The organism is Ruminiclostridium papyrosolvens DSM 2782, assembly GCF_029318685.1.
Taxonomy (GTDB): Bacteria; Bacillota; Clostridia; order Acetivibrionales; family DSM-1351; genus Ruminiclostridium; species Ruminiclostridium papyrosolvens.
The window spans coordinates 1636191-1661533 of the sequence record NZ_CP119677.1 but is presented as its reverse complement, the minus strand read 5'-3'; the positions used below and the strand labels follow the sequence as shown (position 1 = coordinate 1661533).

Annotated in this window: 19 protein-coding genes and 1 pseudogene; 2 read left to right on the top strand and 18 right to left on the bottom strand. The window is 37.2% G+C overall.

The annotated features are described in order from the left end of the window. Nucleotides 1-108 precede the first annotated feature (108 nt). A pseudogene (locus P0092_RS07405) lies at nucleotides 109-204 on the top strand (manganese catalase family protein); the annotation flags it as partial. 19 nt (nucleotides 205-223) lie between these two features. Here P0092_RS07405 and P0092_RS07400 read toward each other — a convergent pair. After that, nucleotides 224-1870, bottom strand: a complete 1647-nt coding sequence (locus P0092_RS07400; protein WP_004621025.1) for a recombinase family protein — start codon at nucleotides 1868-1870, stop codon at nucleotides 224-226. A gap of 32 nt (nucleotides 1871-1902) precedes the next feature. Further along, nucleotides 1903-2079, bottom strand: a complete 177-nt coding sequence (locus P0092_RS07395; RefSeq protein WP_004621024.1) for a hypothetical protein — start codon at nucleotides 2077-2079, stop codon at nucleotides 1903-1905. A 470-nt stretch (nucleotides 2080-2549) separates the two neighbouring features. On the opposite strand from P0092_RS07395, the gene P0092_RS07390 reads away from it, so the two are divergent. After that, entirely contained in the window at nucleotides 2550-3695 is a 1146-nt protein-coding gene (locus P0092_RS07390) for a 2-deoxy-scyllo-inosose synthase (RefSeq protein WP_004621023.1), read from the top strand. A 452-nt stretch (nucleotides 3696-4147) separates the two neighbouring features. Here the strand turns inward: P0092_RS07390 and P0092_RS07385 are convergent, their stop codons facing one another. From P0092_RS07385 to P0092_RS07310, 16 genes are all read right to left on the bottom strand, one after another. Beyond that, nucleotides 4148-5188, bottom strand: coding sequence for an HAD family hydrolase (locus P0092_RS07385; RefSeq protein ID WP_004621022.1), 1041 nt, complete (start codon nucleotides 5186-5188; stop codon nucleotides 4148-4150). Between the two features lie 11 nt (nucleotides 5189-5199). Further along, entirely contained in the window at nucleotides 5200-7800 is a 2601-nt protein-coding gene (locus P0092_RS07380) for a pyruvate formate lyase family protein (protein WP_004621021.1), read from the bottom strand. A 27-nt stretch (nucleotides 7801-7827) separates the two neighbouring features. Continuing rightward, nucleotides 7828-8739, bottom strand: coding sequence for a glycyl-radical enzyme activating protein (locus P0092_RS07375; protein WP_004621020.1), 912 nt, complete (start codon nucleotides 8737-8739; stop codon nucleotides 7828-7830). Between the two features lie 343 nt (nucleotides 8740-9082). Then, the gene (locus P0092_RS07370; RefSeq protein WP_004621019.1) at nucleotides 9083-10120 is read right to left on the bottom strand and encodes a cysteine peptidase family C39 domain-containing protein; all 1038 of its coding nucleotides are present in this window, start codon (nucleotides 10118-10120) and stop codon (nucleotides 9083-9085) included. 41 nt (nucleotides 10121-10161) lie between these two features. Next, nucleotides 10162-11973, bottom strand: coding sequence for a non-ribosomal peptide synthetase (locus tag P0092_RS07365; protein ID WP_276187131.1), 1812 nt, complete (start codon nucleotides 11971-11973; stop codon nucleotides 10162-10164). Nucleotides 11974-12128: 155 nt separating this feature from the next. Beyond that, nucleotides 12129-12251, bottom strand: a complete 123-nt coding sequence (locus P0092_RS07360) for a hypothetical protein (protein WP_004621016.1) — start codon at nucleotides 12249-12251, stop codon at nucleotides 12129-12131. Between the two features lie 99 nt (nucleotides 12252-12350). Next, entirely contained in the window at nucleotides 12351-14189 is a 1839-nt protein-coding gene (locus tag P0092_RS07355; protein WP_004621015.1) for an ABC transporter ATP-binding protein, read from the bottom strand. After that, nucleotides 14179-15930, bottom strand: a complete 1752-nt coding sequence (locus P0092_RS07350) for an ABC transporter ATP-binding protein (protein ID WP_004621014.1) — start codon at nucleotides 15928-15930, stop codon at nucleotides 14179-14181. The genes P0092_RS07355 and P0092_RS07350 overlap by 11 nt, the downstream gene beginning before the upstream one ends. Further along, the gene (locus P0092_RS07345; protein ID WP_004621013.1) at nucleotides 15927-16976 is read right to left on the bottom strand and encodes a BtrH N-terminal domain-containing protein; all 1050 of its coding nucleotides are present in this window, start codon (nucleotides 16974-16976) and stop codon (nucleotides 15927-15929) included. The genes P0092_RS07350 and P0092_RS07345 overlap by 4 nt, the downstream gene beginning before the upstream one ends. Nucleotides 16977-17002: 26 nt before the next feature. Next, on the bottom strand, nucleotides 17003-18142 hold the full coding sequence (locus tag P0092_RS07340) for a M16 family metallopeptidase (RefSeq protein ID WP_004621012.1): 1140 nt from the start codon (nucleotides 18140-18142) through the stop codon (nucleotides 17003-17005). A 6-nt stretch (nucleotides 18143-18148) separates the two neighbouring features. Continuing rightward, the gene (locus tag P0092_RS07335) at nucleotides 18149-19276 is read right to left on the bottom strand and encodes an SPASM domain-containing protein (RefSeq protein WP_004621011.1); all 1128 of its coding nucleotides are present in this window, start codon (nucleotides 19274-19276) and stop codon (nucleotides 18149-18151) included. Next, nucleotides 19273-20688, bottom strand: a complete 1416-nt coding sequence (locus tag P0092_RS07330; RefSeq protein WP_004621010.1) for a radical SAM/SPASM domain-containing protein — start codon at nucleotides 20686-20688, stop codon at nucleotides 19273-19275. Before P0092_RS07330 ends, P0092_RS07335 begins: the two co-directional genes overlap by 4 nt. Then, nucleotides 20675-20935 (bottom strand): hypothetical protein, encoded by a 261-nt coding sequence (locus P0092_RS07325; RefSeq protein WP_004621009.1) that lies wholly within the window; start codon nucleotides 20933-20935, stop codon nucleotides 20675-20677. The genes P0092_RS07330 and P0092_RS07325 overlap by 14 nt, the downstream gene beginning before the upstream one ends. After that, a complete protein-coding gene (locus P0092_RS07320) occupies nucleotides 20932-22302 on the bottom strand; it encodes a radical SAM protein (RefSeq protein WP_004621008.1) in 1371 nt (456 codons plus the stop codon). Before P0092_RS07320 ends, P0092_RS07325 begins: the two co-directional genes overlap by 4 nt. Further along, complete coding sequence (locus tag P0092_RS07315) at nucleotides 22302-23657, bottom strand: radical SAM protein (RefSeq protein ID WP_004621007.1); 1356 nt, start codon at nucleotides 23655-23657, stop codon at nucleotides 22302-22304. The genes P0092_RS07320 and P0092_RS07315 overlap by 1 nt, the downstream gene beginning before the upstream one ends. After that, nucleotides 23638-25002 (bottom strand): radical SAM/SPASM domain-containing protein, encoded by a 1365-nt coding sequence (locus P0092_RS07310; RefSeq protein WP_004621006.1) that lies wholly within the window; start codon nucleotides 25000-25002, stop codon nucleotides 23638-23640. Before P0092_RS07310 ends, P0092_RS07315 begins: the two co-directional genes overlap by 20 nt. Nucleotides 25003-25343: the final 341 nt, after the last annotated feature.

Below are 25343 nucleotides of genomic sequence, written 5' to 3'. Positions count from 1 at the left end.
ATATTTTTAATATGTTGTAACTTAAATTATATCATAAATTAAAGTAATATATTGTTAAAATTTCTTCTTATTTGCATCATTGTGTTAATAGGGTGAATTTGTAAAAACATGAAATCCGGCGGGCCTGATGGAGAACTTGCTGCATCCCTCCGTTATCTTAATCAGAGATATACTATGCCCTATGAGCAGGCAAAAGAGATATTGTATAAGTGTATATAGGTTTTTATTCCTTGGCTCTAAAATAGAAAACATCATCAAAGGACTTATCAAGCATATTCCAATCAATATATATATCTTTTACTTCGTTTCCTTTTTCATCTTTTACGGTATATGCCTCAATTTTATTAATAACTCTTTTAAGCAATGCATTATTTAAATTATTAACGTCAACTTTATTAATGAAATCAACATAGTTATTATATTTTCTTTTTACTTCATTTCTTGCATGGTCTATTCTTTTAATCTTAGCAAGCTCGGTGTCTATCATTTTTTTATTGTTTTGCAACTCATCGTTTTGCTGCTTATACTGCTCTTCGTCAATAATGCTTTTTGAAAATAGCTTTAAATTTGCTGATACTTCTGCTTTAATCTCGTCCAGCCGTGTCTGAAGCTCCATAATTTTCTCTGCTACTTCCTCGCTGCTGAAAAAAGACTGCATATATTCGCTAAACATTTTATCAAGAGAACCCTTGTTTTCTCTGAGTTTTTCTATTTCTTTTTTTACTCTTTCAATAAGCACATCCTCATGCCATGAATTTCTGTACTGGCATATGTCATTGTGATACTTATCATGTTGGGTACAGACCCATTCAACTCCGAATTTTCTTGTTCCGTCTTTACGCTTCCAACCCCACAATTTTTTTCTTCTCATTGCTATTCCGCAATTTCTACAGTAAAGGAGATTACTGAAAATATTCGCATTACTGGGTCTTGATGCCGTAATATACATCTCTTTTCTTTTAGTGTACTCTCTTTGTGCTTCCTGAAAGGTTTCATCCGATATTATTCTCAGCTCTTCTATTTGATTTATTATCCATTCGTCTTCTGATACCGGCTTTCTACTTTTATAAACTTGTCCATCATGGACAAATCTGTCCAAATTAATATCAGTATTAATTTGTCTATGTGTTATTTGTTTTCCTGTATATATTGAATTTGTTATGATACCAAAAATCTGTGAGGTAGACCATCCTCTCCCCTTCTGTGTAGGTATCTTTTCACCATTCAGATATTTTACTATTTTGGTGCTTCCCCAGCCTTCCAAATATAAGTTGAATATATTTTTTACGACATCCAACTGCTCTTGTACAGGCTCCAGATAACCCTTATTATTTTTATATCCGTAGGGCAAAGCACTTGTAAATTTACCTGCCTCCTGAGCTTTCCTTATTCCGAATTGAATTGCAATACTTTTCGCCCTACTCTCTTCTTGCGCCATAACGAATAATATATTAATTGTAGCTTCATTTGCCGGATTCAAGCTGTCAAGCCATCCATCCTCAAATATTACTTTAATTCCCATTACTTTGAGTTTCTTGAGAATTCCTGCACCATCCTCCACGTTTCTGGCCCAACGCTGTACATTCTTTACAAGAATAGCGTCAAACTCTTTTCTGTATGCACATTCGAGCATATAGTTAAAAGCTCCCCTATTTTTGAGCTTTGTTCCGGAAATTCCTTCGTCTGCAAAAATGGAAGGTATATATTTAACAACCTCATTTTTCTTATCTTTGGAATAATACATCCCACATTCTGCTCTGGTAAAGCCATTCTTATTAAACAATTCCGTATAATGCTTTATCTGATTTTCCAAACTATTCATCTGCTCTTTACTGTCAGAACTTACTCTGCAATATGCAACACATCTCATTTATAATTTTCTCCAATATCAATAAATATACCTCAATGATTGCAGACAATTCCTTCCCATCTATCATATAAATCTTTTGGAATTGGTTTTAAGCCATATTCATAAATAAGTATGTCATTTACACTCATGTCCAGTAATTCTGATAATTGCTTATCAGATATTTTTGTATCCCTGATTCTCAATAAATACAGCTGTCGCCCAGTCCTCACTTAATTCGCCCCCCTATACCTACATGATATTCAAAAGAAAGAATCTGGTTCTTTGTCTATGTTCTTTTTCTTAACAGATGTACTTGAACAACTTTATTTTAACTGTTAGGTGGTTTATTGTATCGCATGACTCATTTCTCTTACAAGAAACTCTCCTAATGCCCAGCACTTAGCGTAATGTAACTATGCCAAACTTTTAAGCTTAGGGATTATTGCTGTATCTTTGATTGAGAAAGGGTCACCTTGTTTCCTCACAGTTTGCTATGCGGAATAAATCAAATTATGTGCTAATTGCAATAAATTAAATATACCAAATATATACTTTTATAGTATATATTGACATGTATTTTGTGGAAGTTTATAATATAATTGTATTATATTACTTAATTAGTCTATAAAAGGTTATTTGCTTATGACGATTTCTATTTTTGGCAAAAGATAATAGGTAAACAAAAGGGAGGGTGATTTTAATGGAGTCATTAGAATGCTTGGAAGAAACCTACTATACATACAATATAAGATTTGGAAATAATTCATTTAAATATTTTCTATATAACAACGAGCTAAATGACTGTACAAGACTTTTAAATGAGTTAACCGATATTGAATCATTTGTAATAATAGCTGATAAAAATGTAGCAGATATATGCGGACAAAGCTTGGTTGAGCAAATAAGTAAAGAATACAAGTGTGATTTAATTTTGTTTGAATGTACAGAGAAAAATAAAAGTCTTGATGGGTTACAACAGCTAATTGAAAAAGTACTATTATTAAAAGCAACAAGGCGGACATGCATAATCGGTCTTGGTGGCGGAATCTGTGGCAATATCTCAGGAATGGTAGCATCATTGCTATTTAGAGGGTTAAAGTTTGTACATATTCCAACAACACTAATGGCTATACTTGATTCTGTCTTATCATTAAAGCAGGCAATAAATTCAAAATTAGGTAAGAATCTAATTGGTACTTTTTATACTCCTGATATGGTAATTACAAGTACTCAATTTTTAAGTACATTACCTAATAAGGAAGTAATCTCCGGTTTATGTGAAGTTATCAAAAATTCTCTTACTATTTTACCTGAAACTATAACACGTTTATTAGATATGTTGAATTCAGAGTGTATTTACTCATGGCAGGACTATCGCTACTTTATAGATATGTCTATTCAAGCAAAAGAACAAGTAATGAAAAACGATCCTTTTGAAATAAATGAGGGACTGATACTGGAATATGGACATACAATAGGACATGCTATAGAGTTAGCCGATGCCAGAGGGATATCTCACGGTGAAGCTGTAGGTTTAGGTATGCTGTGTGCAGCAAGAATATCACACACACTGGGTTATTTATCTGAACAAGAAGTTTATTTACATAAAGAGCTTTTAGAGAAGGCAGGAGCTCCTACTATAATACCTGCCCACATAGATTCCGACACTATTATGTCCATAATGAAATTCGATAACAAAAGGGGTTATATCAGTAATATGCCAGACACCGTGCAACTATTGCTTTTAGGCAGCATAGGCAAGCCACTAAAAAATCAAAATGGTGCTTTGATTACTTTAGTACCGGAGGAAATTGTAATACAGGAAATCAAAAAGATGTACAGGTAATACTAATGAGGTATCCATTTCGGAACTCTATACTAAACTTTGTCATAAAAAGTGCATCCCATTGTTAGATTAACATTCATCTAATAATGGGGTGCACTTCACATCCAAGGCGTGGCTTTTATTTATAGTTTAATTGCTAACTGTTACATTACATATATATGTAACAACATTACCCGATGTTTTTGATAGAACCCGTCTTCTACCTCCATCTCGCACTTTCCTGTTTTGTAGAGCATTATCAGTGTATCCAGCTTCTGATGGGCATTTATATTTTTCTATATCTGATTCCCATGAACACACTTTTTTAGAAGTCCACTTGCACTGCTTTTTGTATCTTTCAAACAGTTCAAATCTCCAAAAACAAAAAAGTAATCTATACCTGACCTATTGCTAAGCAATGTAATATTTTTTTGTTACGTCAAGTTGGCTAAAATTTTATATGATTTGCTATTTTATTTTTTTGTTGTTTCTTTTAAAAATATCTGTTTAAACTCATTTTTCATGGATACAACATTCCAGCCATTGGATTTGGCCTCCTTATCCCATTGTGCTCTCTGATTTACATTATAGTCATATTCACGTTTATTGTCATCATGGCATAACAGGAAGGAAATACTTTTATACTTATTGGACTTTGCGTAATTCAGCATGGAAAAGTCCCCGTCTGTATTTCCAAAAGCCAAAATTGGTTTTTGACCTATTTGATGATAAATGTTATATACTTTTCCAAGCTTCAAGTCTTTTTGAGAAAAAGTCCCCTGTCTTATCAAATTGTCATCATGTGCATAAATATATTGATTGTCTGACGGGTCTGTCTGATTTAAAGGCTTCAGGACAATATCCGAACCTATTTCATGGGATCTCGGAATATTCGGTATACTTTCCCTGCATGCACCCCAGACCGACCCCCGTTCGGAGCCTGACACAATGTATATCTGAAACTTATTCAGCATCAGATAGTCTATTAGTTCAAGCATAGGCTTGTAAAATGTATCTTTGTATTGAAGATTGGTAAACTCAATTTTATTGGTACTCATGAATTTTTGAACATAATTTACATAATCTTCTTCCGACATATTCAAGAACGCCTGACTTGTAACATCATCAATTAGTTGACCCGTTTCACCTGGCTCCGGGCTTTGTTTCAGATCCTTATTTAGTTTTTCAACTTCTGCAACCAGACCTTTCCTGTCCTTCATATCATTCATTATCTTGTATTCCGCCGAAGCAAGCTCTATCCAAAGAGGCTGTTCACATGCAATTGTGCCATCCATATCAAAGGTGGCAATTCTATCCTCCTCCGGAACGAAATTCTTACTGTTTCTGTCAGTGATTTCTTTGACAAAGGTAATGATTTTTTGCTTGTTCGGCGAATTGTCCGCCCATGCGTCAAGGCTTTTTGATGCACTGTTCATACCGCAGGAATTCAGTGACAGTATTAATATGGACACAAGTAATGCAGATGTCAGTGACTTAATATACTTATTCATCATAGGGACCTCCCTTACTCTTCTAATATTCTGAGTATATAGCTTTTTTGCTGGTCGAGGCTCATGGAAACAAACGGTGCCTGCCATCCCCCGACTCTGACATTGACATGTTTGTACTGTTCCAATTTCTCATAAGCCGCTTTTGATGCTTCCTTATCTGAAGAGTTGCTTGCCGTAACCGATAGTTCATATATTTTCTGGTACTCCTCCTTGTCGCCTATGGCAAGTGTCATCATATTACCATCACTTTCAATGAATTTATTAATAATCCCTGCAATATGCTCCACGTTATTTGCCTTGTAATCGATGCACAAGTCAGTTATGGCTCCTGCCGCAAGTTTGTTCAGGTTCAATGCTTTTAGTGACTCAAGAATATGAGCCGTGGGCTTTTGAACTGTTCCGGGATAAGGTGAGAGATTAGGCGCCAGGGGGTCGTTGGAATTTCTGTCCGGCGATGCGACGATACCCAGACCTTGTAGCGGATACTGTTCAAATGTACCACAGCCTGCTGTAAACCTGATATTGAAGTCCTTACCAAACTTGTTTTGAAGAGAATTTCCAAAATATCCACAAATCTTCCTGAGTCTCAATATCTCTGCCTTTTCCTTCTCGGAAAACTCTCTTAACGGAATCAGAAATACTTTATCAGCAAGTTTTTTAGAGCTTTTAATGGAATTACAATAGGTTTCAATTATATAGCTTCCTATTTCGCTAATTTCCTTGTCATTTTCACCAAATTTAGGTGTATTTGTATTAAAATCAATTCGAATACTATCGTATCTTTTCTGCAGAATTACATTTTCCTTTGCAGGTGATACAAAATTACTTCTCATGGCATCCAGTACTTCCTGAAGAGAGTATTTCTTTTCGTCAAATACCCATTTTTTAATTGCAGCAAGAGTATTAATCATATCTGGTATACCTATCAGTATTGTACCACCCAGGTTGTATTCTGCTCCTCCCCATGATTTGTCACGGCCCTGCTGCATACAGCCTCCGAAAACAGATGAAAATAACGGAGAAGGATTTACAAATTCGTCAAGCATATAATATTCATAAAGTCCGAACGTAGACTGGTCTATGAAAAACTGCATTTGCTTTTCAAATATTTTCTTAAAGCTATTGTAATCTGTGGGGACATCGGATATAAAGCTCATTTTTCCGCCCCTTAACATTCCGGGATTTGTATCTAACGTAGCTCCCCTATTTAAAGTACACTGAAGTATGGTCATTCCGTTCAGCATTCCGAAAGTCCAGTCTGAATTGCCGTTTAGAATTGGCTCCCAGCATCCGTCAACACAGTAGTCATTTGCCAGCCTCATATATTCAGCTTCTTTACCGGAAAATGATTTAACTTTGGTAATATCAAGATCAACGTCATTTTCACGTAGGCCATTGAACATTGCAGGAATTAATACATCATCGTTCAGTATACCCGGGAGGTTTTTGGTTTTTGAAAGCATCTCAGCCACTCTTTTTTTCAACTTGTCATCAGACTGGCTATGAAGCCTCGCATATATACCCGGAGTTGAGAGATTCACATTCTCAAATGCATTAAGGATTATGTATGTCATCTTGTTGACCGCATCTTTTCCATCAGGTGTTTTTCCTCCAACAATAATGTTTTGAAGGAAGTTGTTCACTCCTGCCCTTTGGTCAATATAATACGGGTGGACTCCAAGAGCGGCATTATGGTCCATATGGTCCTGCTCCACCAGGTATTCGGTTGTCATGTTAAGCCGCCATGCAGCTTTTATTATGAAGCACTCGAACAATTCTGTGCATTTTTTCAAATAATCCTCATCGGTTATTTTGTCCTTATCTAAGTATTTAACCAGAACTTGATCCAGACGCCCGAGTGACAGGTAATTCAAGCTTGCATGAAGTGCTGTATGGAATGTAAATATGCTCTGGAGTGCTTCGTGAAAGGTATCCGGCTTTTCCATAGGTACCTTCCTGCATATTCTCTCAATTTCAAGCAGTTCTTTTTTTCTGGCCCCATCTTTTGGGTCTGTGAGACCTTTTGCCATCTCTCCTGCAAGGTCGGCAAATTTTAATGAATATTCTATAACTGACGAACAACTTATTATCACTGCGTTATAGAAATCAATAGCATTTTTTCTTTTGTCGTCGCCTGTTTCGAACATTTCACCAACAGATTTCAAGTCTTCCAGCTTTTCTTCTGCTTCCTTGATAATTGCATTCAGCCCCTTATCCAACAGGTTGTCATAATTCACTGAGTTATGCCCCAGAAGAGAAAGCTCGGTTTTGTTTGTAAATGCTCCGGCCCTCTGCTCATTTTCAGTTAAGTAATTTGGGAACACTTTGCCTAATCCGTTGGAACCCATGGGCAATACACCAACTATAAGCTCACCCTCATTTATTTTATATGTAAGTGTCCTTTCTGAAATCTTTTTGTCAGTTAGTTTTGTGAGCATTTCATTGATTGCATAGGCTTTTCTGATGATAACCGATTCATCAGGATAAGCAACCGCTATATTTTCAAACTCCTCCTTCTTAAACCATTCACTGCTCCTGTCTTTTTTGCCCTGTTCGTACAAGCTGTTAAGCAAATTTCTGACTCTTTCTGTCATTTCAAATTTACAAGTACTCATAAATCTTCTCCTTATCTTATTTTTTGTTTAGGATATTACCTTTACATTGAAGCCTTTTGCCTTGAAGAATGAAACAATACATTTTATTTCATATGCATCTGGAAACGCATCCTCTGCATTAATTTCAGAGGTTATTCCTGATAATTTGTAATAATGCTCCATACTTTTGTTGCACGGCAATATCTCGATATTGTTAAAAGCCCCGATACACATGGTTTCTGCAATCCGGGATAACTGTATTTCCGACATTGTATAATTTTTTATCACAGGAAACCTTACCACTACTTCCGAATCCAAGCGTGAAAAGTAACGTACATTATTCATTGTTGTACTTTTGATTTTATCGGATATATTATTCAGATATGTACCTCTCAATCCTATGAGCCAACAGTCCACATACTCACTGACGGAGTCATAATACTCTTCCGGTAGTGTTAATGAGGTTTCTACGGCTGTATGAATGTTCCTCGATTTACAAAGTTTCAGTATTTCCATAACAGCCTCCTTTTGAAGAAGAGCTTCTCCACCGCTTACCGTAAGTCCGCCGGAGGTTTTTAAAACCTCAAGCTGCGGGCGCAACAACGAAAACATGTCCGACACCTCCATACTGCGGGTAGGCAAAAACAAGGCTCCTGAATTGGTATCCAACCTTGAAGTCGGACAGGCTTCAATACACCTGCCGCACTTTATACAGTTTTTTCTTTGAACCATGTGGATTCCGTTCCTGAAAGAATGGACATTTTGAATGCAAATCTCCATACAGTTATGACAATTAATACACCTTACTTCGTTAAAAAGGATTGGAGATTCAACTTCTCTTGAATGAGGAGAATGGCACCAGGGGCACCGCAGATTACACTCCTGCAAAAACAGTACTGTTCTGTTACCCGGCCCATCGGTTCTTGATAACCACCCAATATCAAAATATTTGATTCTCATAAAACGTGTCCTTAAAAATGTAATTTTTTTGTATGCATTAGTATACAAATTTATCTCTTATTTAAAATTATTATACACTGTTTTCAAGAACTACGCTACTATATTTTAAAATTTTAGTGTCATTTATATTGACATTTTTTGTGAAGGCAAATCCTCATCGCCGGACGGGCTAGACCCTCAAAATACAGGGAAAAGCATAGAAATATCATTGAATAAATTTTTGAGAGTTAATACTTTGGAAATACTTAGCCATCATTGAGTCTAAAAGGCTTCATACACAAAATTTTAAACATAAAAATCTTCCTTTTACTACCCACTAATTATTGAAATTAATTTATTACAATTATAATAAATTAATTAATAAGGCGTATTCATCCTTAGATAGCTTGTCAAGACGATACTTAACATCTTCAATTGAATGGAAGTCACGGATTAACATCATCCTAACCATCATGTTTCTGATTGTTAACGCTTCTAACTCGATAAGTTTATAATTATTACATAAATCATCAATATTTTTAATGTAATTCTGGCCTGCTAAATATCTTAATCGCTCTAACATACAACTTTTGTGTTCCCACAGGCAATGAAACGGTCGTAAATCGGGACGAACATACTTGTTCTTCATAGCTTCACAAAATAGTATCAATTGATCATATACATTTATGCCAAATACATAATTTCCTGTTTTAAGAAGCTGGTGTAAATATTTTATACGTTTAGTCCTACCGTCAAAATCGTAAATTTCCAGCTTATCCGAACAGTCCCTTGAATATAAATAGTCTTCCAATTTTTCAAATACTCTTTCTATATCAAAGCTATAATTGACATCATCTATTTTCCTAAAAAGGACAATTTTATCATTTCGCTTAGGTTCAGAGCTTGAAAATGCATTATAGAAGCATTCAAAGTCGGATTTGGTTTCAGCATACTTCATCTTCGAGTTATAGCCGGCAACATTAAACACCTTTTCAGAATCATCATATCCGTAAACCATTATATCATGCATACGATGATATTTTTTATAAGCGGATCTGTCAGGAATAAAGAATTCATCAACAAATGTATAAATGTAGTATCCATTATCAATATTCTTAATAACAAACTGACATACATCATTCATATTCTCATTCAGCATAGTTTTGTCAATATCTTTGATATAATCAATCCATGGTATGCCGCCGAAAACATCACCCGCAATAAAGTCAAAGTCCATTTCTTTTTCCCGTATAAATTCGGAGGTACATTTTAATTGTATAAAATTACTATAAAACCATGGCAATGTTTCACTATAATTTGAAGTTACCGACAGAGGAAACGCCCTAAAATGGTAAACCTTTACAGGGGGTTCCCTTGTTGGCAGCACTTTAGAAGATTTCATAAACTCACTCCTCTCAAAATCCTGTATTTAGGGAGGCTTATTTATTTTGATTTTGATACTATATATGTAATAAATCTTTGAATATCCGGGAATGTTTCCATGTTCAAAGCATCGTCGTCGAATTTCAGGCCAAATTCATTTTCTATTAAAACAACTATCTTGATATAGAGGAGTGAATCGATTCCAAAGTCACTGAACCGGTTCTTCAAATTTATACTATCCTCCTGAATCTGTATGTCAATAGATGCCCTGATAATAGTTTTCACCCTGGCTTCAATTTCATTTTCTTCAGAATCCTCGGTTATCTGCTGCTCCTCATTAACATCGGAAGTTTCATTATTTTGTATCTCAGGCAACCATTTCCTGTCCATCTTTCCATTAGGCGTTAGGGGAAACTTTTCAAGCCTCATAAAGTATGGCGGTATCATATATTGCGGTAACGATTTTGATAAGTATTCCTTTAAGACCGTATCCTGCAATTCTATATCCGACATAAAGTATGCGCACAAAAATTTATTTCCTTCCTTACCTTCCTTTGCAATTACCACCGCTTCTTTAATAGAGTGGTGCTTTAACAGTTGATATTCTATTTCTTCTAGCTCAATCCTGTAGCCGTTCAGTTTTATCTGATTGTCGATCCTTCCCAAAAACTCAATATTACCGTCAGGAAGCCACTGTGCCAGGTCTCCGGTTCTGTACATTTTACTTCCTGGGTTGAATGGGTTTGCAACAAACTTTTCTTCCGTCAATTCCGGCCTGTTAAGATATCCTCGGGCCAATCCGTCCCCTGCAATACATAGTTCGCCTTCCTCAGTGACAGGCTGTAACCCGCTGTTTTCATCAACAATATAAATCTGAGTATTGCAGATCGGCTTTCCAATGTTTATGCTGCTGCAAAGCGATACATCCTTCAATGTGGACCAAACGGTTGTCTCTGTGGGACCATACAAATTGTATATCTTTGCATTTGACAAGCACTTTAGACGCTCTAACAAAGAAGTTGGCAAAGGCTCGCCGCCAACCATTATTTCCTTTAAATATTTTAATCCTTGCAGCTCTTCATCGTATCGTAGCAGCAGCTGCATTCTGGAAGGTGTTGATTGAAGCATGTCGACATGATTTTGGATTATCAACTCATTTAGGAGCTTCGGATTTTTTTGTTGGGATTCATCCGCAATGACAACCGATAATCCTCTGGATAAGGGAAGAAGTGTTTCCATGACGAAAATATCGAAGGATATTGTCGTAAGCGCTAAGATTGTTTTTCCTTCAGAAAAATCGATTTTCTCTGATATTCCCCGGATAAAATTGCACACAGCTCCATGCTCTATCATGACACCTTTCGGTGTACCGGTTGAGCCTGATGTATAAATCACATAGGCCAAATCCTTTGAACTATTTATTATTGCCGGATTTGAATCATCACCTGCATATATAGCCTTCTCATCCAGATTTATAAAATCACCTTCATAATGGATTCCTTCAACGAATTTTTTCTGAGACAGTAATATATGTGAGCTACTGTCTTCCAGCATAAACTGAATTCTATCTGCAGGATATGCAGGATCAATCGGCAAGTATGCCCCGCCGGCTTTAAGTACTCCGAGAATACCGATGATCATTTCGAATGAGCGATTCACCATGATACCGACAATCCTATCTGCCTGAACACCTTTTTCTCTTAATTTCCATGCAAGCTGGTTTGCCCTTTCGTTAAGCTCCTTATAGGATAAGCTTTTTTCTCCTAATATAAGGGCAGTATTATTTGGAGTACTTAGTGCCTGACTTTCAAAAAGCCTGTGTATCATATGGGGTGTGATTGGATTTTCGGTTACCGGTATATTCCTATCCATCCTATGTAAATGCACCTCCTGTTTATACCCTGAAAAAATATGTGTAGTTAAGAAGCAGGGTATTCTAAACTACACATTAACCTGTTTATGTACCAGAAACCACCGTATGGCTAATGCCATATGGCCGGTCGTCATTCCAATTTTTTGATTTTAAATTAGCATCCGCCCCCGCCTACATAACAGCATACGGAACAATTCTCGGCATCAATATTATCAAAAGCTGAATTCAGATCCATTTCTTCAACCAAATTCTTTAATTCGTTAACATCAAATTTCATAGTATCACCTCATTTCTCACTAAAATATATATTTAAAGCAACCCTGCATACTTCCCCAAAAAATTACTTAAACCTCATAGGGTTCAGGTCGGAACTTCTTTACTGCATATCATTAGCACAATTATTTGCCCGATACATGGAAGCCTGCGCCTCAAACATGCGCCAGTACTTCCCTTTCTTATTGCATAGTTCACTGTGGTTTCCTTCCTCAACAATCCGCCCTTTTTCTATTAAAAATATCCGATCCGCCAAACTTGCAGCTCCAAGCCGGTGGGTGATAATAATTCCCGTTTTACCGTTACATAATCTCCGGAAGTTTTCATACATATCCGCTTCCTTTACCGGGTCCAGGGCAGAAGAAGGTTCATCAAGAACAACAAACGAGCTATCTCTGAAGTACCCTCTGGCTAGCGCCAATTGCTGCCATTGTCCGCCTGATAGTTCCATGCCTCCGTATTCCTTCCCTAAAACCGTATTGATGCCTTCCGGGAGGGAATTCACAAATGAAATTGCACCGGATTTTTTTGCCGCATCTAAAATCAAATCAGTATTATCCAACTTGGAGATATCACCTAATCCGATGTTCTCCTGTATGCTTAAGTAATAATGAACAAAGTCTTGAAAAACTGCAGAAGCATTTTTATAAACACTTTGATAAGCCAGATTTTTAATATCCGTTCCATCATACTTTATCCTGCCTTCATCCGGCGTGAGAAGTCCTAGCAGTATTTTCGCCAGAGTAGATTTACCAGCGCCGTTTGACCCTACAAGAGCAATCACTTCTCCCTGCTTGATACGAATATCCACCCCATCAATCACTTTTTCTCGAATAAGGGGATATGCATAGGAAACATTTTCACAAACAATATCTTCTTTAATTTCAGGAGAAATATGGATAGGCCGGTCCTCCTCCTTAAGATCCAGATATTCAAATCCCTTTTCTACCACGCATAATAGTTCGTGCATTTCAGCTATATCCCCGAAAAATCTCGTAATGTTATCTTTCATTTGTCCAAGCAGTATTACAATGGCTCCAAATTCCCCAATGCCGATAATTTTTTTGTTAATCAGATATACAGTTAAAAATATTGAGAAAACATACCCTGCACTTTCAAATATCTCAATAACCGTTTCAATTCCGACGGTTTTAAGATTCGTTTTTATTTCATCCCGGCGAACGAAATTCATCACTTTCAGCCATTTATCAATAAAGAAGGCTTTGGCATCCAGGATTTGGGTTTCCTTTATATATTCATATTTTGTGAAATACCTGCTGTATATTTCCGCTTCCCGTCTTTTAGGACTGGACCGGACAGTAAAATCAAAATTAATTCGGTTTATTAATAATTTAATAATATAGGGTAAGGATACGCCCACCAGCAATATCGCAAGGGAATAGTGAAAACTCGAAAGAATCCCCACAGATGCTATCAAAGAGGCTATAACACTCAGAATATGCGTTATATTCAACGCTGCACCGACTGCAGGTCCATAGCAGAATGCATTTTGTGCCCTGTTGATTATATCATTTAATTGTGGTACTTCATAAAATGCAACCGGAACCTTTTGAGATTTCTGATGAATCCCATCCTGCAATTTCAGTGAAATCACATTGCGGAAAAAAGTGTCCACAATCTCGGAAAAATAATAAAATGAAACCGACAAACCTCCTACCAAAGCAAAAACAAAAAAATCGGACAGCAGAGATAAATTATTCGCTGCGGTGGGCAGGTTCGTAATCTTTTCCAGCAAATTTTTCCATAATAAAGCAACAAGAACTGGTAAACATCCGCCGATAACCGAGACGAATAATTGTAAAACAAACCGCACCTTGCTTGTTTTTACCATCATATACAGAAGCCGTATAAATGTCCGGATTAAGCCAGATTTATGATTGGAGGCCAAAAACGGATCTGTATCATTATTCTTATTTTTCATACCATCTTTTTTGCGTGTTGAACATTTCCGCATATATGCCGTTCCTTTCCATCAGTTCCTCATGTGAGCCTTTTTCGACGATAATGCCTTTATCGAGGGTATATATGGTGTGTGCCAGGCGTGTTGAGCCGAGGCGGTGGGTAACAAAAACAGCGGCTTTATTTTTAGCTGCCGAGATTAATTGGTTATATACTTCAACCTCGGCAATAGGGTCTATTGCCGCAGTGGGTTCATCCATCACGATACATGACGAATCGGAAAACAAAGCTCTTGCTATGGCAACCGTCTGCCACTGGCCGCCCGATAAATCCGTTCCGCCGTCAATATCTTTGCCCAAACTGGTATCAAAGCCATCCTTGAGATTTTGCACAAGCTCAGCCTGATTGGTTAAAGAATTCAAAATTCTTATCATTTCCTTTTCATTATTAATAAAATCCAAATTTGAAAGGGCTATATTTTCACGTAATGAAATATTGTATTTCGCAAAATCCTGAAAGATAACAGAAAAAATTTTTTTCCGCTTTGTCACTTGAATATCAGATACAGGCATACCGTCTACAAGCACGTCTCCCTTTGTAGGGTGCAGCAACCCCAGAAGAAGCTTAATGATGGTTGTCTTGCCCGATCCGTTCAAACCGACCAATGCAATTAATTCATTATTCGATATGCTAAAGTTTACTCCTTTTAATACATACTCGCTGCTGTCGTCATAACGGAACCATACATCCTTGAATTCAATGCTTGTGAAATTGATATTATTTGCATCTCCGCCACATAATGCCGATGAGTTTTCATCCAATGCCATAAATGTTTTATAATCTTTTGCAAAAACTCTCAGATGGTTAATTTTCTGTATGATATTGATGATCTCGTATTGAAAGTTTCCGACATAGTTCCACATAGCCTGTGCCAGAGCAACAAATACGCCTATTGTCATCAATCCCTTTCTGAGTGGGTAGACCAACATAAAAATAATCACTGTTACAACAAAATACTGCAAAAATATAAATGCTCCGGCTATGTATCTTGGCTTCAGATTGGACAGCAGCTGCCCTCTTTGGAACTTGGACAACACTTCCGACCATAATTTGTTAATATGCTTGAAAAAATTATATAAACGAACCTCCTTAATACTTTCCCTGGAATTAATCATTTTAGAAAGGTAGTTCGCTCTTAAAAAATAGGGATAAATTTCCGTATAAGTATCTCTTTCGCGTAACGTTGAAATAATGGAAAAAAGCCATACAGGAAATGTCGTAATAAGTAATGCGATGAAAATCCACCATTCGGTCTGCATAATAAAGTAAAATACGCCGAACATGGAAATAGTAATTTTTGTAACGGAAGAAGTTATGTCGGTTATCCCTGTTATATTCTCTTTAAAACCGCTCAATATGCGATGAATGGTTTCATAGCTTTTTGTTTGCTCAAAGTACTTGTATTGAACCTTTGCACTTTTTTCTAGTATATCTTTGCCCCAGTTGATTTCAAGCGTATTGCCAAAGATTGTTCTTAGCAGCTTGTCTGACTGAGCTAATAATACCGTTACTATTTGTAGTCCCAGATAAAACAGAATATAGGTAAAGTCATTCCCGAAACCCGACTTGCCCGAAACGACGGCAGTATCAATGATTCTCTGGATCAGGAATATATTCAAAGGAACCGTTAGCCCCGACAAAACATTGATCAACGCTATTATCAAAAAATATTTTTTTGTGTTTCCTAAAAAGAAGTTAATCATACCTCTCCAACCTTCTGACATTTGATAAATGTCAAAATATCATATATTTTTTGAGGAAACATATGAAGATCCTCGGAAATACTTTTACTTATTTCCATCCATTCTTCAACCGGCATACCTTTAGATCTCCGGTAACTCATATGGCATTTATTTTTAATTGCAATAGTATTCTTTCTTAAATTTATTGAAAGTTCGTTCAGCGGGTCAAACAAATCTGCCCGGAACAAGCCGTTGGAAATAATCTCATCTATATACCGAATAAAAATGTTCAGTTCAAGCTCCAGAAAAAAGAAGGATTGCATTGCATTCACATAGGAGCTGTTGTCATAATTTTCAACAAAGCGGGGGGTATTTCCGAATTTCTTTATAAAGCTCAACCCCCTGGTTGGATCATTTTCTTCAATAAAGGAAAAAAATATTTTGCACAAATTCTTTATAATAAAATCCCTATGATTGATTTCCCCGCAGTATTTCAACCTTTCATAGTTCAGCAGTCTATATTCAGCTCGGATAGGAACACCACTAAAAGCACTCGTGCCATCCACAGGATTTTCAGAAATTCTGGCAAGCTCCAATTCCTGTTCAGAAATATATCCCATAAAGTAATCAGGCTCATACCAATCAAAGATTTGGTATTTATTTTCACAGCAACCGATAATCAATACGTAATGTCCGGCATGATTTTTTTGATAAAATGTTTTGTACTTCATATAATACACGTCTACGTATATCATGACCGGTAAACCGTGGCCAAGCTGTTCCTGAATGATACCCCAATCCAGCCGGTACACCGGACTCGCGATAAAATCCGAAAAAGAATCCGGCAGTATGCTGCGCCGAAAAGCGGTTGAAAAAATCCCCTTTTCCAAAAACGCCACATCTTTAAGAAATACCCCATTTTGCATGAGGAGCAGAGGATTCCCGACACCTGAGCCTTCAAGCAATACCCTGATCGCGTTGCGCTCGCATAAATACATGAATTCAGGTATCTTAGCGATATTATTTACATTGAATTGAACAGCTTTACCGGTTTTAATATCAAACACCTCGTTTACGTATTATTGGACAAAAATCAAATGGCTACGGATATGACCTTATATTGGTTAAGTTTATCTGCAGCATGTTCCAGATGTTTTCTGAAGTCACTGACATCAATGTCTATTAGTACCTGCAGCAAATCCTCGACCCCCATCCTTCTATTGCAAAAATGCTGCCTGATATTATAATGAGAAACCTCCGGCGGATCCTTTAGCCTATTTAGAAACTGCTCAATGACATATGCCTTGACCCGTTGAAACAAAGCTTCATCAATATCGCCCGAAATTATCTTTTCCAGTTCGTACGTAGCGTCATTATAGTTATTCATTTTCGGTATCAGCACTGAAAACAAATTATAAAAGTTATGATCAATCGTCTTGACAGACGTTACATATTCCGATAAACCATACTTCACAAATTCCTCCAGTATATTATTCATCGCGAAATTAACCAGCGGTTCAAAATTTGTGTTATAGGTATCATACATATGCAATACGCCTTGATGGGGTAAACCGGATAAAACCGTGCCGGATTTAAAGTTTATTCTGTCGAGCATATTATGATTCCCCATAACGGTTGAACAATGGCTCTCAATTAAAGACTTTATCGTGTTAAAATCCCCTTCACCTGCAATAGAAATAATCATCCCATTAGATTGGAGCATTCGGTTTAGAAAATCTCTCACAAAAGCTACAGAAACATCTTTGATTCCGTTTTCAAGTCCGGTCACCGTCCGGTCATACCCAGTACCCGCAAACAGGTGTTTTTCGGCTTCTTCCAGGTATAGTAATATAGGCGATTTCCGTAAATGAAGTATTTCATAGAGAACCTTCTGTCGTTGGTATTCGAAATAGTATTCTGACGGGCTGAAGTTCATGATATTTTTTAAAATCTTTTCCAGAACCACATCCGTCTTTTCTTTCTTACAGGAAGTATTTAGCCGTATCCGTTCTTTCGAAGTCATTCCGTGTATATTGTAATATGCATATAAGTCTACATCTTTCATATCCTCCGTAATAAGCAAGTGCTCTATCAAATGAGCCAATCCGCTGTTTTCTTCCGGATCACTTGCGGAACCGAATTTCAACCATACCTCAATGGAGTTAAATTCCGCTCCCTCTACTCTTTCAAATATGAATTCTATTCCATTGTCACAGAGTATATATTTATTCATATCTCGCTATCCCCCGTTAATTATACTGTTGAGCCTTTTATGAACTAAGTCACAAAAGATAAATTCATCATTCTGAACCTCGTCCATACATCCGCCCCCACAGAAATACCGTACATTGCAGCTAGCGCATTTTCCTATTGTTTCAACATTTTTGACAAATTCCTGTTTTCTGTTGAGAATAAACCCTTCAATACTGTTTGTGGTGATATTCCCCAATACTTTCGATTTGTCCTGTATCCTGATGCAGGGATATATATCTCCGTTTTTATCAATATAAAACTTATATTTTCCGCCTCCGCAGGAAAGCCTTGAATTTTGAAATACAATGTCCTCTATTCCAGAATTCAAACCTATTCCACCCAGACTTTCCATTGACTGGCTTTTGGAGCCGGTAAAATTGCAGAAGGTGTAATAAAAAGGTATTTCCGGCTTTTTAGCCTGCAAATAATCCAGCAGATCGGAGCATATTTCAGGGCTGGAATAGGGTATTGCAATCCGGATATCCGGGTGTAAAGTATTTATGATGTCGATTAATTCCTCGCAGGCATCATGTATGCCATCAGACATTTCCAGCATAAGTGGCTTCCTTATTTGTGTTTTTTGTTCGGCAAACTTTTTCAGTACTTCAAGCGATCGTATGAATATTCTGTCTGCCTTCTCTAGGGCCAGTTGTATTAATGGAGCAGGGATATCGTTTTCTTTGACTACAACATATATTTTAGAATCGCTGGAGATATATTTTCTTTCCTTGGCTGTATCGTATAAAAGGAGCGATTCCGGATCAAAAACAATGTGTTTCATTATAATATTTTCATACAGTCCTTTAATATCTTCTTCGTCCTTAGTAAGGAAAAACAAACGACCCAACTTCTTATCCCGGATGGATTCCGTAATTACATCTTGTTCCAACAACTTTCGGATAATCAAGCTGAAATAATGCACAATTTCTCTGTCGTTTTCAAAGGACGCAACCTGCAGTTTATTTGTAATAAACTGGTGAACCATATTGGGCAGCTTATACCATCTGCCATTCTTATGATGAAAATAGATTTTAAAATTTTTAAAATCTACAATTCTCACCATAGAATCAATGTCATATTGTTTTTTTAGTATTTCGCCCGGATTACCACTCATAATATTTTTTCTCTTTTCGATAAATTTTTTTGTAATCTTGCTATAAGCCTTGGATTAGTTTTATATAGGTAACATATTAAATCCACCGACTGTTTTATAAAAAATTTATTCATTTCGCACATGAAAGAATCCGGTATCATCATATCGCGGTTTTTTAAATATGAATTATGATAACAGTCACCGCCGCATATAAATTTAGCCCAGCATTTACTGCATGTATCCCTCTCACATACAGACCCCTTATAAAAAGCAGCTTTAGCATTTCCCTCAGTACTTTCTCCTATCTTTCCCAGCAAAAAAGGCTGCATGCCGCAAAAGCTGTCACAGGGATAAAATTCTCCGGATGCCGTAAAGCTGATTTTGTTTTTACCGGCACCACAGCGGAAAAAAGCTTTTTCACGAAGTAATAAACGTCTGATCATCTTTCCAAACGAGTCATTGTCATTGAGAATCATCAGTAATTTGCTTAAATCCGCCCTGTCAATGTGGTATTTAAAATATTCTATCAGCTCCAGATATTTATTTTGTAATACTTCAGTGTCTGCCTGGGAGAAACCTAACTTATGCTCGGAATTCACCCTGAGTATTTTCATCTGGACTCTTTGAATATTTAACGAGCTGTGATGCTCCAAAACTTTACAGAGGCTTTCTGTATTTTTTGTGATAACGCTTAATGCCCATATATCCTTCAATCTGGCCGAGCATGCTGAATTTTGTATGCACCGTATTGCTCCGGTCACATCCTCGTAGGAACCCGTACCGTCACGATATGGGCGGTGCATATTATGTAATTCTCTGTCTCCGTCGATGCTCACGCCTAAATCAATATTTTCACGGTCAAGGTAATCGATAATCTCATCCGTGATCAGCGTACCGTTAGTAACCAAAAAGAAGGAGGACTTTGATTGCTTCCTGCCGTCAATCTCTCTGACCCGTTCAACAAGATATCTTATCGCCTCGAAATTCAGCAATGGCTCCCCACCGCTTACAAAATCAAACCTGAACTTTTTATAGTCTTTAAAATAGTCCTCATATACGAAATGGAGGAGCCTGTCTATTCTCTCCCGGTCAAATTCCGGTCTGTCACCGCTATAGTTGTTTCCGCCGCCTGCAAAGCAATACTGGCAGTTGAGATTGCATCGATGAACTGGGGGAAAAGATACATTGGCAGTATCAAAACTGTAGGATATCCGCATTTCCTCCGGCTTCTCATTAAAAAAGTAGCCTCTCTTTACAAAATACTTTAAATCAGCCGCGGAGGAATCACTGCTTATCTCGGGAAGCGTACCTGTTTTGGAGATAAGCTCGAAAACCTCCGCCGTCTGCTCATCCAACTCACAAAAAATCAAATTATTTATATCCAGAGCATATTTGCTCTGTCCTAAATTGAATACATAATTATTGTTGTACATGTTCATAGATCCTGTCTGCCAAAATTTTTATGGGTATTCCCTGTTCCATAACCGTTTCCGGTATGCTTTCGATATTCAGCCGCTCTTCAAGTTCAATGATTAATTCCACGTAATCCAAGGAAGACAGATGAATGACCGCCTCTTCCATATTCTCAGGGAGCTTGTCGCTGCCGAATATTTTCTGAGCCAGCTCCGGCCTTTCATTGAATATGGATTGCAATGCCTGATTGATTTCATTCCTACTCATAAAACCATCTCCTTTCCATATTTCACACAGCTGTTTCTTACAGCCTGGATTGGGATATATGCAGTGCCGAATTCAATCAGTGAGGTATTGGTGCATGCCACTTTCTTATGGCATTGGTCAAAATCACTACACCCGTAACATGAGGTATTTTTATACAGGTCCCGTGGAGGAAACAGCAAATTTTGTCGCTCGCGGGACGACCATATTTCCATAATCGAATTCTTTTTAAGATCCCCGAAACAAAAATCCATCCGGTTTGGTATCTGATCGCACAAAACGGTCTTTCCGTTCGGCAGTACCAGAAGGCAGGTCCTTCCATTCGTGCAGATAATCCGATAGTCATGAGGATGATTTGCTTTCTCCTGCACCACCTCACTGGACTCACCAATCAGAATTTCCACATCAAGAAATGAACAATTTTTTGCTATGTCAACAACACGTATCCATTGCTCATCGGAAACTAAAAGGGTATCATCGTTTCTACCCAATGATGTTGAATATTTGTTGATAATAACTTTTTTAACCTTCAAATTGTGGAGATGTATCAGAAAATCTTCAAAATGCTGTACCGTCAATTGGGTAATCACCGGATTAACAGTAAAATCCACGTTACCGGCTGCCAATCTTTGAATTAAGTCATCCATTTTCTGTACATGATCTTTTTCTCCGGTCAAGTACGAAGCAATTTCTTCCAAATGGCAGTCATAACTTACACATAACCTCAAATTATTGATCCTGCTCAGTCTTTCAATCTGCTGCTGGCTCAAATAAAACTTGCTTATCAGATCGTTAAAAATTCCTTTGGAAGAAGCATATTCAATAATATCCAATAGATCCTTTCTTAAAAAAGGCTCTCCACCGGTATATAAAATCTTGTACACCCCAATAGCCGCAGCTTCGTCTATCATTCTGACAACCTCTTCAAATGTCAGTGCATCCTTTTCAAGATTTTCTCTCTTAGCATCCAGGTAACAATAACGACATTCCTTGTTACAGGTACTTGTCACATGAAATGAAATGGTTTTTGGAATCTCCAAGTTATATGGGTCAAACACATGATCTTCCGTCCGGAGAAAAATCGCCGGATCATAATTTTTGTTCGGATTATCTTCAAAGCCGTCATACTCCATGATAAACGGCCCATACTTCAAAGTTAGAGTTTTTGTAACTTGCTCTTCATTTTCAGGATTGCATAAACCAATACTGACCATTAACCCTACCGCTTCCTTTGCTGTACGTTCACCGTCCAGCAAGCAAAGAAAAAGTGCTCCGCTCCTGCTGACAGGAATATGATAACCGTGCGATTCGATATATGGTTTTTTGTTTATGATTTCCAATCTCAAATCAGGCTTAAGAATTAGTCGCATTAGGCATCTACCTTTCTGGCAAAACATTCCATACTTTTAAAATCCGGACTGAACATCTCTTTGCTGACGGAAGTCAGAAAACAAAACCCGCGTTCAATACAATATTCAAGACCATCGCATCCAGTGCAGCCGCTTTCCTCCAGCACTTTTGGCGGAGGGTTTAACAGGCTTTTCAATGCATCCGAATTCCAAACCTCTTCAATGGTCTGTTCTTTTAAATTCCCAAATAGGAATCTTTCATCTTCACTTAAAAAGTCACAATAGCACCCTCTTCCATCCGGCAGAAACATCAACGATATGCGCCCGCTGTCACAGACCGGCTTTTTCGCAGCTGATTTGGCGGGTGGGGTGAAAGGTGTATATGTAAAATCAAAAAAATTCAAGCTTTTTCTTATTTTTCTTATTTCCTTGAACAGCCACATTTGCTGTTTGTTGTCAAGACTATAATCTTGAGAATTGATCTGTCCCTTTCTGAAGTTAGATAGGGAAACCTGTCCGACTTCAAGTTGACTGAGATATGTCAGCAATTCAGGGACATCCTTATAATTGAGATTGGAGATCACAACATTGACAGTGATTCCAATCCCGGTATTTTTTAAATTTCTTATGGACTCTTCAAATCCGGCAAGATAATTCGGTTCGCCATATAACTTTTCCAGTAAACCGCTTTTTGTGGTGTCAATGCTTAATTGAATTCTTTTGAGCCCTGCATTTTTCAGGTGTAGAGCTTTTTCTTCCGAAATACGATTCTTTGTAGACAGATTGACTTTTACGTTATTCTCTGTCAAAAGGTGAATAATCTCATAAATTCCGTCGTTATAGCAGAAGAGAGGGTCTCCCCCATGAATGTTGACCAGTTTTACACCCCGGTCAACTGCCTCTTGAAATCTTTCAAGCATAACAGGCAACGGAATTTGCTCCTCAACCTGCGAAGGGGTGACTTTTGCAACCCCGCAATACAGACAGTTTCTATTGCATTTCCATGTAGGCACCCAAACAAGCTTCACCGGATAGTCCAGTCTGTATTTGTTTGCAATCTGGTTGGTTTTCTCACCGATTAACCGTTGTAAACTAATATTACTGCGCGGCTCCTGATAATCAATCCTTACTAAATAATCCTTCAATTCATCGACAAGCTTTGCAATTGAATCTTGGATATCTTTTTTGTCGGGGAACACGGCATACTCCCGCAGAAAATCTATACTTCCTTTATCATCATCAAAGTTTAAAACCGCAAAAAGTACAAGAGAAGATTTTGTATTTAGATATTTGGTCGGCAATCTATCTGAGATATCGACCAGAACAGCTCTTTGGGAGCTATAGCCGACGGCAATGTCATCTTTGAGTGCAAGCATATTCCGCCTCCTTTATAGGACGAAAGTAAGTCCCATGCTGATTTTTAGACTGAGAAATGCATGAATTTTTCCCCGTACAGTGATCAAATTCAACACAATCGAAACATACAGTCTCCTTATATGAATCTCTCTCAGGGTTTATATATGCCAGCAATTCCTCGGAATTCCACACATCCAACACAGATTTATCAAAAATATTTCCCAACTCGATGTCATCTGCATTTGCAAGCTTTTCACAAAAAATATATTTGCCGTCATACCGGATACTCAATCTTGAGCGGCCGGTGCTGCATTTTAGTTTAGTCACATTTACAACACCCTTATCGTATGCGGAATGCGTCAATTTTCCTCTGAATTCAGGGATATTCTTAAGTTCATTTATATAATTGTCAATCGTAACTTTTTCATCCTCGCAAACAAAAAGTTTGTTTTCTTTATCGGAACATACATTATGTTCTAACAAAATATTACGAGCACCCTGATCTATAAAATATTGTATCGTGTCCCGAATATGCCCTTGATTGAGCTTGGTGATCACAGTTGTCACTGAGTAGGGGACATTTATCCTTTTCAGATTTGTGATATTATCCAGCATATCCCTGTAAAAGGTAGGAGAACCAGCTAATGCGTTAGCGACATCCGGAATATGCGAGTCTATGCTCAAAGATAAATTCAGCAAGGAGAAATCAATGGTTTGCAAAATATCTGTGTTAATTTTACCCTTTGTACTCAACCCAACAGATATATGATATGAAGCCGCACAGTCAATGATTTTGTATATATCCGGACGAAGAAGAGGCTCTCCCCCTGTCAGCAATATGCCTTCAATCCCAAGCATAAAAGCCTCCTGAATTATCCGCATGACTATTTCTGTATCCATCGAATTTTCTTCAACCGTTTCTTTTTGTTTTGCTTTGGCATAACAATATGGGCACTTTCGAATACAATTGTTTGTCAGATATAAAACTAAATATTGAGGAGCCGGTAACCGCCTTGAATCTTTTATCATTAAATTTTGCTTTATTGCATAATCCTCAGGAGCATAGCTTGGCCATGGTTTGGGAAAAAATTTTTCCGCTTTTTCAACAGGGATTAAAAAACGTTGATATGAAAGAAAGAAATTATCCATAAATCGATTGAATTCACTTTCCTTTTTTGAACCGAACAAATATTTTGCTATTTCTTTAATCTCTTCATCGCTTCTTAATCCGTCGTACAATGAAAAGATGAGGGCAACAATCGGTTGAAGCTGGTAAACTACGTTCTCATAATGGACATTTTTAAGTACTAAACACCCGTTATCCTCTTGAGTTAATCGATGGTCAGGCCTTAATATTCTAGCCAAATGAATTCACCCTTTCCTCTTGTAACCCTTGATCCATATCCACTGGAAATCCCAAGTACAGCTAAAATTACTTTATACGGTGCCATTTTGCGCAGCGATACAACAACTAAACAGTCGTCGTAGATAAGTTTTTCTTAAATTTATTAAAACACAAATAATTTAGATTAAAATCTATAAAACAAAAACAATATATTTATAAATATATGTATATATTTCAAATTTTTACACTATATGTATATATATTACATTTATTATATCAGTAAATACTTCACAAAACAATATACAAATTGTCTTGAAGGAGTATGGGCAGATTTTTGCAATTAAAAAAGCACATCCGATTG